Source organism: Micromonospora haikouensis, assembly GCF_000876225.1.
Classification (GTDB): Bacteria; Actinomycetota; Actinomycetes; order Mycobacteriales; family Micromonosporaceae; genus Micromonospora; species Micromonospora haikouensis.
In genome coordinates, this window is record NZ_JXSX01000002.1 from 690683 (window position 1) to 707474 (window position 16792).

The following is a 16792-nucleotide window of genomic DNA, read 5'->3' on the forward strand; positions in this document are numbered from 1 at the left end:
TCCTCTTGATCACCGGGTGGGGTGGGGCGGGGCGGGCGGCTCAGTCGGCGCGGAGGGCCAGCAGGGCGCTCTTGAGGTCGTGTTCGTTGTACTGGCGGGCATCGAGGTCGGCGACCATGAGCAGGTAGGCGTCCTGCCGGGTCGGGACCCCTCGCACGGAGAACCAGAACCGGCAGGTGCCGTCGGTGAGTGCCCGGGCGTCGGTCAGCTTCCCGCCGGCGAACGAGCCGCCGGTCGTGATGATCACCGGTGCGCCGTCCTTGATGTCGGTGTGGTCGCCGGTGCCGGCGCAGCCGCCGTGGTCGTCCCTGGCGAAGGACGCGCCGTCGCCCAACAGCACCGCGCCGGAGACCACGAACGTCTCCGTCGGCGGTCGACTGGTTGCGGCAGGGGCGTGTGACCTGCCGCTGTTCACGAACATGCTGACGGCGAGCGCGAGCCCGGCTGCAGCGCCGACCCACATCCAGCCCGAACGCCGCGTGGTCGGCGCTGGCTGCAACGGCTGCATGTCGTCTCTCCGGTGGGGTTCGGACGGCGGGGAGTGTGATCATCGCAGACGTCTGGGACCGCGATCTTCCTGTCGGTTAACAAGGGGCCCCTGCTATACGGAAAGCTTTAACAAGGTGCCCTTCCTTACCCCAAGTGGGTGCGGAGGAAGTCGAGTTCCAGGCGCAGCAGGCGTTCCGACAGGCCGCCGGCCGCCATGTGGGTGGCCCCGGTCAGCGGCAGCACCGAGTGCGGCCGGCCCGCCGCCAGCAGCGCCGCCGACAGCCGCAGCGTGTGCGCGGCCACCACGTTGTCGTCGACCAGGCCGTGCACCAGCAGCAGCGGCCGGGCCGGCTCGCCCGACACCGGCGGCTCGGCCGCCAGCTCCAGCAGCGAGTGGTGCGCGTACACGTCCATGCCGTCCTCCGGCAGGCCCAGGTAGCGCTCGCTGTACGCCGTGTCGTACAGCGTCCAGTCGGTGACCGGGGCGCCGGCGATCCCGCAGCGGAACAGCTCCGGGTGGCGCAGCACCGCCAGCCCGGCCAGCCAGCCCCCGAACGACCAGCCCCGGATGCCGACCCGTTCCAGGTCCAGGTCGGGATGCTTGTCGGCGAGCGCGGTCAGCGCGTCGATCTGGTCGGTCAGCACCACGTCGGCCAGCCGGCGGTGCACCGCCTTCTCGAACGACGGGGCCACCCCCGGGGTGCCCCGGTTGTCGACCGTCACCACCGCGAAGCCCGAGTCGGCCCACCACTGCCGCTCCAGCCAGGCGGCCCGCGCGGCCACCACCTCCTGGTGCCCCGGGCCGCCGTAGACGTCCAGCAGCACCGGCAGCCGGGTGCCCTTGACGTGCTGGGTGGGGTAGACCACCGCGCTGGGCAGCCGCCGGTCGGTCACCCGCACCATCGTCGGCCGGGGCGCGTACGGCGGGGCGGCGGCCAGCGAGCGCAACTGGGCGACCTCCCGGTCGCCGCGCCACACCGCCCAGGTGGTGCCCGGCTGGTCCAGCGACGCGGTGCCGACCACCAGCGTGTCCCCGCCCACGGCGGCCGTGTGCCAGCCGGGGGTGCCGCTCATCCGGCGGGCGTCCACCCCGCCGCCGATCAGGGTGCGCACCCGGTAGAGGTGCCGCTGGCTGGGCTCGCCCTCGCTCGCCTCCACCAGCAGGTCGGCCGGGCCGTTGCCGGCGGGCAGCCGGCCCACCACCCGGCGCACGTACAGCGACGGCGGGGTGAGCAGGGTGCCGTCGGCGAACAGGCAGCGGGCGTCGTACCCGTCGTGGGCCAGCTCGCCGCCGACCAGCACCCGCCCGTCGGGCAGGTGGGCCGGGGTGCCGGGGATCGGCTCGACCCAGCGCGGGTCGGCCAGCTCGGCGTGCACCTGGGTCTCGCCGGTGCGCGGGTCGACCGCGAGCACCAGGCCGTGCTGCTGCGAGCGGCGCAGCACCGTGAGCAGCGGGTTGCCGTCGGCCCAGTCGACGGAGGCGAGGTACGGGTAGGTCTCGCGGTCCCAGTGCACGTCGACCCAGCCGTCGTCGAGGTCGAGCAGGTGCAGGCTGACCTCTGCGTTCGGCCCGCCCGCCTGCGGGTACGCCACGGTCGTCGGCGGGCTGGCCGGGTCGGCCGGGTCGTGCAGGTGCCAGTGGGGCAGGCGGGACTCGTCGACGCGGGCGGCCAGCACGCCGCGCCCGTCGGGCGCCCACCAGTAGCCCCGGAACCGGTGGAACTCCTCGGCGGCGACGTGCTCGGGCAGCCCCCAGGTGACGCCGCCGTCCTCGCCGGCCAGCAGGCTGTCGGTGCCGTCGGGGGCCACCACCCGCAGCTCGCCCCGGCGGACCCCGGCGGCGGCGTCGGTGACGTACGCCAGCCGCTCGCCGGTGGGGTCGGGGCGCGGGTCGAGCGCCGGGCCGACGGTCGCCACCTCGACCACGTCGCCGTGCACCAGGTCGGCCCGGAACAGCCGCCCGGCCAGCGCGAACACCGCGATCCGGCCGGCCGCGTCCAGCGCGTACGAGCCGATGCCGGCGGCGCTGAGCCGCCGCCGCTCGCGCAGCGCCCGCTCGCCGGGGGTGAGCGCGGCCGGGTCGCCGCCCGCGCCGAGCAGGGCCGTCGGGTCGGCGACCAGCCGCTCCTCGCCGGTGGCCGTGTCGAGCAGCCAGAGCGCGTCGGCGGGATCCTCCGGACCGGCCGAGCGCAGGAAGATCACCCGGGATCCGTCGCCGGCCACGGTGACGGCGCGCGGCGCCCCGTGGCCGAACCGGCGGGTACGGGCGGCCAGCTCCGGAAAGTCCACACGTCGGATCGTAGAGCCGCCCCGGGGGTGATGTGGCGGACCTGGCGGGACGCGTCGGGGCCGGCGCGGGCGAACCGCCGGTTAGAGTGACCGTCGTGACGACGCTGCCCGACCGCCGCCTCCTGCTGGTCCACGCGCACCCCGACGACGAGTCCATCGGCACCGGTTCGACGATGGCCCACTACGCCGCCGCCGGTGCCCACGTCACGCTGGTGACCTGCACGCTCGGCGAGGAGGGCGAGATCCACGTGCCGGAGCTGGCGCAGCTCGCCGCCGCCGAGGCCGACCAGCTCGGCGGGTTCCGCATCGGGGAGCTGGCCGCCGCCTGCGCCGCGCTCGGCGTCACCGACCACCGGTTCCTCGGCGGCGCGGGCCGCTACCGCGACTCCGGGATGATGGGCCTGGCCACCAACGACCACCCCCGGGCGTTCTGGCAGGCCGACCTCGACACGGCCGCCGGGTTCGTCGTGGAGGTCATGCGGGAGGTACGCCCGCAGGTCATGATCACGTACGACCCGAACGGCTTCTACGGCCACCCCGACCACATCCAGGCGCACCGGGTGGCGATGCGGGCGCACGAGCTGGCCGCCGCCGAGGGGTTCGCCCCGGCCAAGGTCTACTGGACGGCCATGCCGCGCAGCGTGCTGGAGGCCGGCCTGAGCCACTTCACCGAGGCGGCGGACAACCCGTTCGAGGGCATCGGCAGCATCGACGACCTGCCCTTCGGCACCCCGGACGAGCAGATCGCCGCCCGGATCGACGCCACCGACCAGCACGCCGCGAAGGAGGCGGCGATGCGGGCGCACGCCACCCAGATCCCGGCCAACTCCTGGCTCTACTCGATCGCCGGCAACTTCGGGGCCGAGTTCATGGGCGTGGAGTACTTCACGCTGGCGGTGGGGGAGAAGGGGCCGGGCAGCGGCCCGTACGGCTGGGAGGACGACCTGTTCGCGGGGCTCGACCTCGACGGGGACGGCGCGGGGCGGACCCCGGTCGCGGCGGCCGGCGTCCGGTGACCCTGCCCGCCGCGCCGATGTCGGTCCTCCCGCCGCAGGCCCCCGTCCCGTCCCCGCCGGGGCGGTCGTGGCGGCTGCTCGACCTCGCCCTGCGGGTCGCCGGTGGCGTGGTGGCCGTGGTGGGCGCGGTGGCGACGGGCCTGCTGGAGCTGATCCTGTCCACCGTCCGGGTCTCCGGGACGCTGGTCGGCGCGTCGGTGCCGGTGGTGGTCCTCGCCAACGTGGCGTTGAGCTGGTTCGCCCACGCGGCGGTGGGCCGCCGCTGGGCGGTGGTGCTGCCCGCCACGCCGTGGTTCGTGCTCATGGGCGCGGCGGCGATCCGGACCAGCGAGGGCGACCTGCTGCTGGCCGGCGACAACTGGGTCGGGCTGGCGATGATCGTGGCGGGCGCGATGACGTTCGCGGTGATGGGGTTCCGGCAGGTGCTCGCACCGCCACCGGCCCGTCGCGACGGGTGATGACGACGCACAGGTTGCGGTGGTAGATATTCCTGCCAGGAGGCCCGCCGTCGGGGCGGGCGGTGCGGCGGGAGGCGTGCGATGAGGGATCGGTGGCGGGCGGTCGGGCTGCTCGCGGTGGCGTTGTTCGCGGTCAACGTGGTCGCCCGGGTGGTCATCCGGCTCGGTTTCGACGGCGACGACACCGCCGCCGACCGGGTGTCGCTGGCGATGTTCCTGGTGATCGGGCTGATCCTCGCCGTGCTCGCGTTCCGTTGGGGGCAGGACCACCCGCTGGGCCGCTGGGCGGCCGACGTGGCCGCCGGCGTCGGGGTGGCGCTGCTGCTGACCGTCCTGGTCGGGCCGCTGCTGGTCGGGCAGAACCCGTTCGGCGGTGGGGCGGGCACCTTCTTCGCCCAGATCTGGCTCTACCTCGCGGCGACCGCCGCCGGTGTCCTCGTCGGCTACCTGACGGTCACCGCGCTCGGCCGCGACCACCGCTCCCGGATGCTCAAGCGCTACGCCGAGATCAAGACCGCCAAGCCGCGCCGCCCCGTGCGCCGCTGACCGGTTTCCCGTCGCCGCCAGGAATCAGGGCGCGACGCGGGTGAGATAGGTGTGGTGCGTGGTGAAGCCCAGGCGCCGGTAGAGGGTCACCGCCGGGGTGTTGCGCTGCTCCACCTGGAGGAACGCGCCGGAGGCGCCCAGGGCGGCGCCCCAGTCGGCCAGGGCGCGGACGACGTGGGTGGCCAGGCCCTGGCGGCGGGCGTGCGGCAGCGCCTCGATCAGGCTCAGCCCGAGCCAGCGCCCGTCGCCGGTGACCGTGCCCCGGGCGATGGCGAGCAGCACGCCGTCGGCGTACACGTGGGCGAAGCGGACCTGGCCCACGGCGGTGAGCACGTGGCGGGCGGCGTCCGGGAGGCCGCCCTTGCGCCCGGCGGCGACGGCGAGCCAGTCGTCGGACGGCGCGGCGGCCAGCTCCACCGGCGGCAGGCCGGCGCGGCCCGGTGCGGCGGGCGGGGCGCCGGCCCCCGGCTCGACCTCGCCGTGCCGGCCCGGCGGCGCGTCGACCTGGCCCGGCGGCGTGTCGGGGCGGCCGGGTGGTGGGCCGGCGCGCAGCGGGGCGAGGGGCGCGGTCTGCACCAGCGTCAGCGGCCGGGAGGTCCAGCCCCGCGCGTCCAGCTCGGCGCCGACCGGGGCGGCGAGCGGCAGCGGCGTGTTGACCAGGGCGGGCTGCCCGAGGTCGGCATACCAGCGCTCGACGGCGTCCAGCGCGGCCGGCAGCGGCCGGTCCGGGTCGCCGACCGGCAGCGCCGAGTTCGCCCGGCCGGTCCAGCCCTCCGCGCTGCGCAGCAGCCAGTCGCCGAGCCGGCCCCGGGTGGGCGCCGGCCACGCCTCGTCGGAGGCCAGCTCCAGCGCCACGACGGCGGCGGCGGTCGGCCGGCGCGCCGGCGGCACCCGCTTGGCCCGGTGCACCTCGGCCACCGGCACCCGCAGCCGACCCTGGTCGGTGGCCAGGGTGACGTGGGTCTCGGTCAGCTCGACCAGCTCGCCGAGGGCATCGGAGAAAAGCGGCCGACCCTCGCGAACCCCCACAATTCGGCGGACCACGATCCGGTGTCCCACATCCTGCTGTCGGAGCACGATCGACCCCCTCCCCGGCGAGATACTAGGCTCTAACCGTCGCGGTGATCGCGGCGTGTCTTGCGGAGGAGAAGACCGGTGACCTACATCATCGCCGAGCCCTGCGTGGATGTGCTCGACAAGGCATGCATCGAGGAATGCCCGGTCGACTGCATCTACGAGGGCAACCGGATGCTCTACATCCACCCCGACGAGTGCGTCGACTGCGGTGCCTGTGAGCCGGTCTGCCCGGTCGAGGCGATCTTCTACGAGGACGACGTCCCGGAGCAGTGGAAGGACTACACCGGGGCGAACTACGAGTTCTTCGAGGACCTGGGCTCGCCCGGCGGCGCCTCGAAGATCGGCAAGGTGGAGAAGGACGCGACGTTCGTCGCGGGCCAGCCGCCGCGCGGAGAGGGCCACTGAACCGGCCCGCGCCGGTCTCGTCGCGGCTGCCCGAGTTCACCTGGGACACCCTGGACGCCGCGGCCGCCCTGGCCGCGGCGCACCCGGACGGCCTGATCAACCTGTCGATGGGCACTCCGGTCGACCCGGTGCCCCCGGTGATCCGGCAGGCCCTGGCCGACGCGTCCGACGCACCCGGATACCCGCTGACCGCCGGCACCCCCGCCCTGCGGGACGCCGTCGCGACGTGGGTGGCCCGGTCCTGCGACGCGCGCGTCGACGGCCTCGGCGTGCTGCCCACCATCGGCTCCAAGGAGCTGGTGGCGTGGCTGCCCACCCTGCTCGGCCTCGGGCCCGGTGACGTCGTCGTGGTGCCGTCGATCTGCTACCCGACGTACGAGGACGGGGCGCGGATCGCCGGGGCCACCACCGTGCGCACCGACTCGCTGACCGCGCTCGGCCCCGACCCCCGGGTCCGCCTGGTCTGGGTCAACTCGCCCGGCAACCCGACCGGCCGGGTGCTGCCCGCCAACCACCTGCGCAAGGTGGTCGACTGGGCGCGGGAGCGGGGGGCCGTCGTGGCCAGCGACGAGTGCTACCTGCCGCTGGGCTGGTCGGCCGCCGCCGAGCCGGTCTCGGTGCTCGCGCCCGAGGTCAGCGGCGGGTCGTACGACGGGCTGCTGGCGGTGCACTCGCTGTCCAAGCGCTCCAACCTGGCCGGCTACCGCGCGGGCTTCGTCGCCGGGGATCCCGCTCTGGTGGCGGAGCTGCTGAAGGTGCGCAAGCACGCCGGCATGATCGTGCCGGCCCCGGTGCAGGCGGCGATGATCGCCGCGCTGGGCGACCAGGAGCACGCCGACGCCCAGCGGGAGCGCTACCGGGCCCGGCGGGAGCGGCTGCTGGCCGCGTTCACCGGGGCCGGGTTCACCGTCGAGCACTCCGAGGCCGGGCTCTACCTGTGGCTGACCCGGGGCGAGGACTGCTGGGCGACCGTCGACTGGCTGGCCCGCCGAGGCATCCTGGTCGCGGCCGGCGTCTTCTACGGCCCGGGCGGCGCGCAGCACGTCCGGGCGGCGCTGACCGAGTCCGACGAGCACGTCGCGGCGGTCGCCGCCCGCCTCGCCCAGCCCTGACGGCGCGTGATGGTGGACAGTCTCCGGGCCGCGGTGGTGGGCACCGGGCTCATCGGCGGCTCGATCCTGCTCCGGCTGCGGGAGCGGGGCGTCGACGTCGCTGGCTGGGACCCGGACGCCGCCACCCGGGCGGAGGGCCGCGCGCGGGGGATCGACTTCCCCGACGCGCTCGCCGACGCCGTCCGCGACCGGGACGTGGTGTTCCTCTGCGGCCCGCTGTCCAGCCTGCCGGAGACCCTGCGCACCGTCGGCGGGCTGACCGGCCCCGACTGCGTGCTCACCGACGTCGGCAGCACCAAGGGCGGCATCGCCGCGTACGCAGCGGGGCACGGGCTGACCGGCCGGTTCGTGCCGGGTCACCCGATGGCGGGGACGGAGCGCGCCGGGCTGACCGCCGCCAGCCCCGCCCTCTTCGACGGGGCGGCCTGGGTGCTCTGCCCCACGGCGGCGGGCCTCGACCGGTTCCGGACGCTGGCCGTCCTGCTCGTGGACGTGTTCGGCGCGCGGATCGTACCGCTGGATCCGGACGCCCACGACGCGGCGGCGGCCCTCGCCTCGCACCTGCCGCACCTGCTGGCCGGCACCCTGGCCGCGACGGTGGCGGAGGCCGACCTGCGCGACGCCGCGCTGGGGCTGGCCGCCGGCAGCTTCCGCGACGGCACGCGCGTCGTCGGCACGCCGGCCGCCCGCACGGTGGACATGCTGCTGAACAACCGCGACCAGCTGCTCGCCCAGCTCGACCGGGTGCGCGGTCTCCTCGACCGGTACGCTGCCGCGCTGCGCGGCGGCGACGCGGCGGCCCTGGCCGACCTCCAGCAGCGGGCGCGCGGGCTCCGGCTGGCGCTGCTCGACCGGGAGCTGCCCGCCGCCGCCCCCCGCACCTTCCCGCGCGCCCTCCCGCCCGGCGCGGAGCCCGACGACGCGGCGGCCGACGGGGAGCTGGCCTACCTGCTGTCGCTCGGTGCGGCCGGCGGCTACCTGACCGGCTGCGAGGTCACGGACGCCACGGTCACCTACGCCGCCCACCTGCCCCGCGGGTGTTAGAAGGGGCCCCTGCTCTACAGAATGCGTCAACAAGGTGCCCTTCCTCTAGGGTGAGAGCATGGTGGACGGACCGGTCGTGGCGGTGCGCGGCGAGGCGTACCGGGAGGTTCCGCCCGAGCTGGCGCGGTTCACGGTGACCGCGACGGCCCGGGACCGCAGCCGGGAGGCCGTGCTGAGCCGGCTCGCCGAGCGGGCCGCCGCCGTGCGGGTGCTGCTCGACGCCGCCGAGCCGGCCGTGGACCGCCGGGAGACCGGCGACCTGCGTGTGTGGCCGCAGACGCGCCGCTCCGGCGAGCGGGTGGTGGCCTGGCACGGCAGCGTCGGCACCACCGTCACCGTCACCGACTTCACCGCGCTGGGCGAGCTGATGCTGCGGCTGGCCGACCAGGACCAGGTCGAGATCGCCGGCCCGTGGTGGTCGCTGCGGCCGGACAGCCCCGCCCACCGCGACGCCCGGCACGCCGCGATCGCCGACGCGCTGGCCCGCGCCCGGGAGTACGCGGAGGCGCTCGGCGCCCGGGTGACCGCCCTGCTGGAGCTGGCCGACACCGGGCCGGCCCCGCAGCCGATGTTCGCCCGCGCCGCGTTCGCCGGTGGCGGCGGCGGGGAGTCCGGCGGCCCGCCGGAGCTGGACCTGGACCCGCAGCCGCAGTCCGTGCACGCGGCGGTGGAGGCCCGGTTCACGATCTCCGAGCCGGTGCTGGGCTGATGCCGACCGCCGACGTGCTGGCCGTCGAGGAGCTGGTGGCGCGGGCCCGCGTCCTGGCCGACGCCGGCCCCCGCCAGCTGCTGGGCATCGCGGGCGCGCCCGGGGCGGGCAAGTCGACGCTGGCCGAGCGGGTCGTCGCCGAGCTGGGCGGGGTGGCCCGGCTGGTGCCGATGGACGGGTTCCACCTGGCCCAGGCGGAGCTGCGCCGGCTCGGCCGGGACGCGCGCAAGGGCGCGGTGGACACGTTCGACGTGGTCGGGTACGTGTCGCTGCTGCGCCGGCTGCACCGGCTGGAGCCGACCTCGGTGTGGGCGCCGGAGTTCCGCCGGGACCTGGAGGAGCCGGTCGCCGGGGCGATCGAGGTGCCGCCGGAGGTCCGGCTGGTGGTGACCGAGGGCAACTACCTGCTGCTGCCGGACTACCCGTGGGACGAGGTGCGGTCGCTGCTGCACGAGGCGTGGTTCCTGGACCTGGACGCCGAGGTGCGGCACCGCCGGCTGACCGCCCGGCACGAGGCGTACGGGCGGTCGCCGGAGCAGGCGCGGGCCTGGGCGCTGGGCAGCGACGAGGCCAACGCGGCCCTGGTGGCCGGCACCGCCGGCCGGGCCGACCTGGTGGTCCGGCTGGCCGACCCGCCGCCGGCCTGACCGGGGCGGCGGCACCGGCCGCACCCCGGCGGGCGGTCCGGCCGACGCCGAGCCAGCCGGCGTCCCCGGCGAACGGAACCTGCCCGGGCACGTCAGCCGACGCCCTGCCGGGGCGCCGGGACGCCGCGCCGCAGCAGCCAGGTCACCCGGGCCCGCTCGCGGCGGAACTCGGCGGCGTCCGGGTAGGCGCTGTGGTTGCGGATCGGCGGGTCGGCGACCTCCCCGCCGGTGGGGTGCAGCGCGTCCGGGTCGTGGACGGGCAGGTTCCGTTCGCCGGCCGTCACCGGCCAGCCCAGCGGGTCGGTGTCCCGCCAGAAGTTGGTCCAGCCGGGCCGCCCGGACGGCCCGCGCAGCGCGTCGGCCAGCGCCGGCAGCCGGTCCGGCCCGAAGTACGCGGGAAAGATCCGCCCGTACAGCCGGGTGAGCTGGCAGCCGTAGGAGAAGAACCAGATCCGCCGTCGCCACCGGGCGGGGAGCTGGAGGAGCACCGCCGCGCAGATCACCGCGCCCTGGCTGTGCCCGGAGAGGATGATCCCGTCGACCCGGCGGGGATCGTGCTCGCCGAGCGCGAGCAGGCCGGCGGTGCGGGTCTGGAGTTCCGGCACGGCCCGTTCGGCGTAGCTGGGCGGGGCGAGGGGGTGCGCGGCCCGGGGCCAGAAGGTGCCGATGTCCCAGAGCACGCCGACCGAGCGGCGCACGGTGTCGTTGCGGTAGACCATGAGCCCCACGGCGGCGATGGCCACCGGCAGCCAGCCGAGCAGGGTGTCGCCGGCGTCGGCCACGGCCTTGACCACCGTCGGCCAGCCGGTCACGGCGGTCACGTCCGGCGGGACGTGGGAGAGGGCGGCGGCGGAGCCGAGGGTGGCCAGGGCGGCGCCGACCGCCGCGTACCAGCCGATGAGGCGCAGGGCGTGCTCGCCCACCAGCCGGTGCAGCGCCCGGTACGCGCTCACGTCGCGGCAGCGCCGCCGGTCGTGCGCGGAGAGGGTGTTGTCGGTGGGCACCAGCGCGGCGTACTCCTGCCGGCGGAGCCGGTGGAACAGCAGGCCGGCGCGGAGCGCGACGCCGGCCAGGGCGAGCACGGCGACGGCGAAGGCGAGGCCGGCCCACATCACCGGCAGCGGCGGGACGACCCCGGTCCGGCCGCCCGCCGGGTTGCCGTCGGTGAGCCGGTCGGTGACCCAGTAGAGCACCCCGGAGCAGTACGCGATGCCGAGCAGCCAGCCGAACCCGGCGATCACCGCCGGCCCGCGCCCGCCCCAGCCGAGGTCGGCGTGCGGCTGCCCGGGTCGGGGCGGCGCGGCGGGGCCGGTGCGGGGCAGCAGCAGGCCGCCGCCGGCCAGCGCGATCGCGGGGACGGTGAGCATCCAGTCGTCCAGCCGTTGCGGGGCCGGCGGGGTGGCGGGCAGCCAGCCGGCGATCCAGGCGACGCCGAGCGGCAGGAGCAGCGCGGCGGCGACCGGCGCGGCGAGCGCCCGCCGGCCGGACCGGGCCACCGCGCCGATGGCGGCGAGCAGGAGCACCTGCCCGGTGCCGTACCAGGCGATGACCCAGTCGTAGCCGGGCAGCGAGCGGTCGACGAGGCAGCCGGCCTGTGTCGGGTCGCGGATGCACCCGGCGGGTGGGCGCAGTTGCGCCAGCGGGGTGCCGGCCGGACCGTCCGGCAGCAGCAGGAGCAGCACCGTGCCGGCCACCCCGGCGCAGGTCAGCACGATGACCGCCACGCTCCACGGGCCGAGGGGGGTGTCCCCGGCGCGACGGCTCAGCCAGGGGCGGCCGAGGGCCACCACGGCGATCAGCACCACCGCGCCGAGCAGCGCCACGGTGGGCCAGGCGACGGCGGCCCGTACGCCCAGCGGCGGGTCCATGGCGAGCACCGCGCCGAGCGGCACGGCCACCGCGACCACCGCGCCGACGCAGAGGTGCAGCACCCCGGCGCGGCGCAGCTGCCCCTCCCCGCACCAGAAGGTGGGGTCCTGCAACGGGTTGGCGCTGGCGGCCTGCTCCGGCGGCGGGCCGTCGCCGGGAGGCGGCCCGCCGGCGGGGTCGCGGGGCGGGGTCGAGTCGTGGGAGGGTTCGGCGGCCGGGCGGGCGGCCGGCGCGGCCGGCATCTCCGCCTCGTACTGGTAGGTGCGCCAGGCGAGCAGGCCGAGCAGCGCCAGCAGGCCGAGGGGGATCACGAGGCCGACGACGAGGGAGTGCGCGCCCTGCCGCCACCAGCCGTGGGCGAGGAACTCCCACACGCCCGGGACGCGGCGCAGGCACTCCTCGTCGACGCACTGCCAGGCGACGAGGTCCACTCCGATGCCGGTGGCGGCGAGGACCAGCGTCCCGGTGAGGCTGAGGCAGAACAGCCGGACCAGCCAGGCGGTGATCCCGGACCGGCTGCCCCAGCGTTCCTCGTCGGGGTCGGGCGGGATGCCGGGCCGGGCGTGCAGCGCCACGTTGGCCAGGGTGAAGGGCAGCAGCAGCGTCCAGAGGGCCCGCTCGACGTCCCGCGCGGTCCGCGCGCCGGAGGTCAACTGCCCCCAGCTGTACGCCTCGACGACCACCGAGTCGTCCGGCCCGACGTCGGTGGAGCGGTAGAAGCCGGTGACCTCGTCGCCGGCGACGAGCCAGGGGCGGGGGCCGTCGTCGCCGGGTTGTGGGTCCAGGCCGAGCACCTGGTCCGGGGGAGTGTTGGACACCCCGTGTACGCGTAGTTCGAGCACCCGACCGGCCATCGGTACCTCCTAGTGATGGCTCCACTACCCAGAGTGCACCTTCCGGGCTCGCTTCTGCCACCCCTGGGGCGAGATGTTTTCGCAGGTAAGCGCCGTGTTGACCGGATCTTCGGTCGCTCAGCCGATGGTGCGTACCACCCGGGCGGGGTTGCCCACGGCGACGACGTTCGCCGGCAGGCCGCGGTTCACCACGGCCCCGGCGCCGACCACCGTGTTGTCGCCGATGGTGACCCCGGCGAGCACGATCACCCCGCCGCCGAGCCAGACGTTGTCGCCGAGGGTGATCGGCTGTGCCGCCTCCCACTTCTGCCGCCGGGGCTCCGGGTCGACGGGGTGGGTGGGTGTCAGGAGCTGCACGTTCGGTCCGATCTGGACGTCCGCGCCGATGGTGATCGGGGCGACGTCGAGGAAGACGCCGTTGAAGTTGACGAACCCGCGCGGCCCGAGGTGGATGTTCCAGCCGTAGTCGCAGTGGAACGGCGGGCGGACCGAGGTGCCCTCGCCGACCGAGCCGAGCAGTTCGCGCAGCGCGGCCAGTCGGGCCTCGGGGTCGGTGGCGGAGGTGCGGTTGAACGCCTCGTTGCGGCGCGCGGCGAGGTCCAGGTCGGCCAGGAGCTCGGGCCCCTCGGCGCGGTAGAGCTCGCCGGCCAGCATGCGGTCCTTCATGGAGGTCATCGGACGATGATGCCCCGTCGGATCTCGACTCTGTGCGAAGTTCGTCACGTTTATGTCTTCACCTGTGCATACCGAGTATGCAATTCTTCTCCTGTCAATGCGACCCCGTCATTGATGACGCCTCATGAGGAGGATCGAGTTGCATCGAAAGGGAAGAAAGCCAACCAGCCTGGCGCTGGCCCTGGGCCTGGTGCTCGCCGCGCCCCTGCCCACCCCGGCCGCCGCCGCCCCGGCCACGGCCCCCGCAGCCGGGTCACCGGCGACGCCCGCCGCCGCGACCGGCGGCACCGGTCCGGCGGGGCCCGTCGCCGGCCGACCGGCCACCGTCACCCTGGTCACCGGCGACCGGGTGACCGTCACCGGCTCCGGCACGGTGAGCATCCGCCCCGGCGCGGGGCGCGACAAGCTGCGCTTCCTGGTCCGGCGCGACCGGGGCCACGTCACCGTGCAGCCGCAGGACGCCCTGCCCCTGCTGCGCTCCGGCCGGGTGGACCCCCGGCTGTTCGACGTGACCGAGCTGATCGCCGCCGGCTACGACGACGCCCGCCGCGACAGCCTGCCGCTGCTGGTGTCGTACCGGCCGGGTGACGCCCGCCGGGCCGTCGCCGGCATCGCCGGCACCCGGGTGACCCGCGACCTGCCGGCCATCCGGGGCGCGGCCGTGACGGCCGAGAAGGCCCGGGCCGGCGTGGTCTGGGGCGCGGTGACCACCGGCCGGGCGGCGGCCCGTGTCGACACGGCGGGGGGTGTCGACCGGCTCTGGCTGGACGGCAGGCGCCGGGTCACCCTCGACCACAGCGTGCCGCAGATCGGCGCCCCCACCGCGTGGGCGGCCGGCCTCACCGGCAGGGGCGTCACCGTCGCGGTGCTGGACACCGGCGTCGACGCCGAGCATCCCGACCTCGCCGGCCGGCTCGCCGAGTCGCGCAACTTCAGCGAGGTGCCCGAGCCGGGCGACACGATCGGCCACGGCACCCACGTCGCCTCCACGATCGCCGGCAGCGGCGCGGCCTCCGGCGGGAAGTACCGGGGCGTCGCGCCGGACGCCACGCTGGTCTCCGGCAAGGTGTGCGAGGACAACGGCTGCTCCGACTCGGCGATCCTCGCCGGCATGCAGTGGGCCGCCGTCGACAAGCGGGCCACCGTGGTCAACATGAGCCTCAGCGGCTGGGACACCCCGGAGGTCGACCCGCTGGAAGAGGCGGTGCAGACCCTCACCGCGCAGACCGGCACCCTGTTCGTCCTCGCCGCCGGCAACTACGGCACGGACGCCTCCGTCGGCTCCCCGGCCAGCGCGGACGCCGCCCTCGCCGTCGGCGCGGTCGACCGGGACGACGAACTGGCCGACTTCTCCAGCCGTGGCCCCCGCACCGGCGACGACGCCCTCAAGCCCGACATCACCGCCCCCGGCGTGGACATCGTCGCGGCCCGCGCCGCCGGCACCACCCTCGGCGAGCCGGTCGGCGACCAGTACGTGGCGGCCTCCGGCACGTCCATGGCCACCCCGCACGTCGCCGGCTCGGTGGCGCTGCTCGCCCAGCGGCACCCCGACTGGAAGGCCGGCGCGCTGAAGGCCACCCTGATGGCCGCCGCGAAGCCGCACCCCGAGCAGACCGCCTACCAGCAGGGCGCGGGCCGGGTCGACGTGGCCCGGGCCATCGGGCAGCAGGTCACCAGCGACCCGGCGAGCGTGTCGTTCGGCCGGGCACTGTGGCCGCACGACGACGACCCGGTGCTCGACCGCACGGTCACCTGGCACAACTCCGGGACCGCCCCGGTCACCCTCGACCTCACGATCGAGGCCACCGGGCCGGACGGCAAGCCGGCCCCCGCCGGTCTGTTCCGCCTCGGCGCGCCCCGCGTCACCGTGCCGGCCGGCGGCACGGCCGGGGTGCAGGTCAGCGCCGACACCCGGGTCGACGCCCCGGACGGCTACCACACCGGCCGGGTCGTCGCCCGCTCCGGCGACACCGTGGCGGTCACCCCGATCGCCGTGCACCGCGAGGTGGAGAGCTACGACGTCACCATCAGCCACCTCGGGGTCGACGGCAAGCCCACCACCGACTACGGCACCAGCCTGATGAACCTGGACGGCTTCACCTTCCCCATCGACATCTACGGCGGCACCGGGACGGCGACCGTGCGTGTGCCGAAGGGCCGCTACGGGCTGGCCAGCTACCTGTTCGCCACCGACGAGACGGGCGAACCCACCGGGGCCACCCTGCTCGCCCGGCCCGAGCTGGTCGTCGACGGGCCGGTCAAGCTCACCCTCGACGCCCGCGCCGGCAAGCCGGTGCTGGCCACGGTGCCGCAGCGCGGCGCGACGGCGGAACTGGTCGACGTGAGCGCGATCTTCTACGGGGCCGACGACAGCATCTACTCGTTCAGCCTGTGGAGCTCCGGCTTCGCCGGGCTGACCAGCGCGCAGCTCGGCCCGGCGAGCACGCCGGACCGCTTCGTCGCCACCATCGGCAGCCAGTGGGTCGACGCGGACGCCGAGAGCAGCCCGTACCTCTACGCGCTGCTGGAGGCGTTCCCGGGTCGGCTGCCGACCGGCTTCGTCAAGCACTACCGCGCCAAGGACCTCGCCACCGTCGTGCACACCTTCCGGGACGCGTACCCGGGGATGGAGGCGGAACGGATCGTCTACGGCGAGCCGGAGTACAACACCGGCGGGTCGGCGCTGGTCGTGCCCACGGCGGTGCCCGGCAAGCGGGTCGAGCACTACAGCACCAACGCCGTGAGCTGGAGCACCGAGCTGGACTTCGGCGCCCCGACCGAGGACGGCTGGCTGGACGTGAAGGCGCTGCTGATGTCGCCGTCGACCAGGTACCGGGCCGGCAGCACCGGGCACGAGACGTGGGGCGCGGCCCCGTTCGCGCCGTCGTTCCCGGCGCGGCGCTGGGGGACCGAGGGAATCACCCGCCAGGGCGACCTCATCGTGGTCGACCTGGCCGTGCACAGCGACGCGGCCGGGCACGTCGGCGGGTCCCTCAACGAGACCCAGTGGACCCGGCTCTACCGCAACGGGAAGCTGGTCGGCGAGAGCGGATATCCCGGCTACGGCGAGTTCGAGGTGCCCCCGGGCGCGGCGAACTACCGGGTGGAGACCCTGGCCACGCGCGACATCGCCGACCTGAGCACCGAGGTGACCGCCGCGTGGACGTTCCGCTCGAAGCACGCCGCCGGTGACGACTTCGTGCCGCAGCCGGCGGCGGCGGTGCGCTTCGCCCCGGCGCTGCGCCCCGACAACAGCGCCCCGGCGGGCCGCACCTTCACCGTGCCGGTGCGGGTCGAACCGCAGGAGGGCGCGCCGACGGCGAAGGTGGCCTCGCTGACCGTCGACGCCTCCTACGACGGCGGCAAGACCTGGCGCAAGGCGGAACTGCGCCGCCAGGGCGCCGGCTGGGTGGCGACGCTGCACCACCCGGCGGGCACCGGCTACGCGTCGCTGCGCGCCACCGCGAAGGACACCGCCGGCAACACGGTGACCACGCGGATCATCCAGGCGTACCGGCTGAAGTGAGCCTGCGTCCGGGCCCGGCGGTCCCATCCCGCCGGGCCCGGACGTGCGGCCCTACCATCGCCCGTCGCCGCGCAGG

The 16792-nt window shown here is 75.8% G+C and carries 14 protein-coding genes; 9 read left to right on the forward strand and 5 right to left on the reverse strand.

What is annotated here, in order from left to right:
* Positions 1-40 precede the first annotated feature (40 nt).
* Both TK50_RS19740 and TK50_RS19745 read right to left on the reverse strand, forming a co-directional pair.
* Positions 41-508: a hypothetical protein gene (locus TK50_RS19740; protein ID WP_144420333.1), complete on the reverse strand. Its 468-nt coding sequence runs from the start codon at positions 506-508 to the stop codon at positions 41-43.
* A gap of 125 nt (positions 509-633) precedes the next feature.
* Positions 634-2778 carry a S9 family peptidase gene (locus TK50_RS19745; RefSeq protein WP_043965791.1) on the reverse strand — a complete coding sequence of 715 codons (2145 nt, stop codon included), beginning with the start codon at positions 2776-2778 and terminating at the stop codon, positions 634-636.
* Between the two features lie 86 nt (positions 2779-2864).
* Here TK50_RS19745 and mshB point away from each other — a divergent pair, with 86 nt between their 5' ends.
* The 3 genes from mshB (at position 2865) to TK50_RS19760 (ending at position 4798) form a co-directional block, all read left to right on the forward strand.
* Positions 2865-3794, forward strand: a complete 930-nt coding sequence (gene mshB, locus TK50_RS19750) for an N-acetyl-1-D-myo-inositol-2-amino-2-deoxy-alpha-D-glucopyranoside deacetylase (protein ID WP_144420334.1) — start codon at positions 2865-2867, stop codon at positions 3792-3794.
* A gap of 17 nt (positions 3795-3811) precedes the next feature.
* Complete coding sequence (locus TK50_RS19755; protein WP_043966549.1) at positions 3812-4252, forward strand: hypothetical protein; 441 nt, start codon at positions 3812-3814, stop codon at positions 4250-4252.
* An 81-nt stretch (positions 4253-4333) separates the two neighbouring features.
* Positions 4334-4798, forward strand: a complete 465-nt coding sequence (locus tag TK50_RS19760; protein ID WP_043965795.1) for a hypothetical protein — start codon at positions 4334-4336, stop codon at positions 4796-4798.
* A gap of 24 nt (positions 4799-4822) precedes the next feature.
* On the opposite strand, the gene TK50_RS19765 is transcribed toward TK50_RS19760, so the two are convergent.
* Positions 4823-5875 (reverse strand): GNAT family N-acetyltransferase, encoded by a 1053-nt coding sequence (locus TK50_RS19765; RefSeq protein WP_043965797.1) that lies wholly within the window; start codon positions 5873-5875, stop codon positions 4823-4825.
* 78 nt (positions 5876-5953) lie between these two features.
* On the opposite strand from TK50_RS19765, the gene fdxA reads away from it, so the two are divergent.
* The 5 genes from fdxA to TK50_RS19790 are packed head-to-tail and all read left to right on the forward strand — an operon-like array spanning position 5954 to position 9792.
* Positions 5954-6280 carry a ferredoxin gene (gene fdxA, locus TK50_RS19770; protein ID WP_007072862.1) on the forward strand — a complete coding sequence of 109 codons (327 nt, stop codon included), beginning with the start codon at positions 5954-5956 and terminating at the stop codon, positions 6278-6280.
* Positions 6277-7392 (forward strand): succinyldiaminopimelate transaminase, encoded by a 1116-nt coding sequence (gene dapC / locus TK50_RS19775; RefSeq protein WP_043966552.1) that lies wholly within the window; start codon positions 6277-6279, stop codon positions 7390-7392. Before fdxA ends, dapC begins: the two co-directional genes overlap by 4 nt.
* Before the next feature lie 9 nt (positions 7393-7401).
* Complete coding sequence (locus TK50_RS19780; protein WP_043965799.1) at positions 7402-8436, forward strand: prephenate dehydrogenase; 1035 nt, start codon at positions 7402-7404, stop codon at positions 8434-8436.
* A gap of 58 nt (positions 8437-8494) precedes the next feature.
* Positions 8495-9145, forward strand: coding sequence for an SIMPL domain-containing protein (locus TK50_RS19785; RefSeq protein ID WP_043965800.1), 651 nt, complete (start codon positions 8495-8497; stop codon positions 9143-9145).
* Positions 9145-9792: a nucleoside/nucleotide kinase family protein gene (locus TK50_RS19790; protein WP_043965801.1), complete on the forward strand. Its 648-nt coding sequence runs from the start codon at positions 9145-9147 to the stop codon at positions 9790-9792. Before TK50_RS19785 ends, TK50_RS19790 begins: the two co-directional genes overlap by 1 nt.
* A gap of 92 nt (positions 9793-9884) precedes the next feature.
* Here the strand turns inward: TK50_RS19790 and TK50_RS19795 are convergent, their stop codons facing one another.
* Positions 9885-12515: a hypothetical protein gene (locus TK50_RS19795; RefSeq protein WP_043965802.1), complete on the reverse strand. Its 2631-nt coding sequence runs from the start codon at positions 12513-12515 to the stop codon at positions 9885-9887.
* Positions 12516-12632: 117 nt separating this feature from the next.
* Positions 12633-13190, reverse strand: a complete 558-nt coding sequence (locus TK50_RS19800; protein WP_043965803.1) for a sugar O-acetyltransferase — start codon at positions 13188-13190, stop codon at positions 12633-12635.
* A 124-nt stretch (positions 13191-13314) separates the two neighbouring features.
* On the opposite strand from TK50_RS19800, the gene TK50_RS19805 reads away from it, so the two are divergent.
* Positions 13315-16716 carry a S8 family serine peptidase gene (locus TK50_RS19805; protein ID WP_082106454.1) on the forward strand — a complete coding sequence of 1134 codons (3402 nt, stop codon included), beginning with the start codon at positions 13315-13317 and terminating at the stop codon, positions 16714-16716.
* Positions 16717-16792 lie beyond the last annotated feature (76 nt).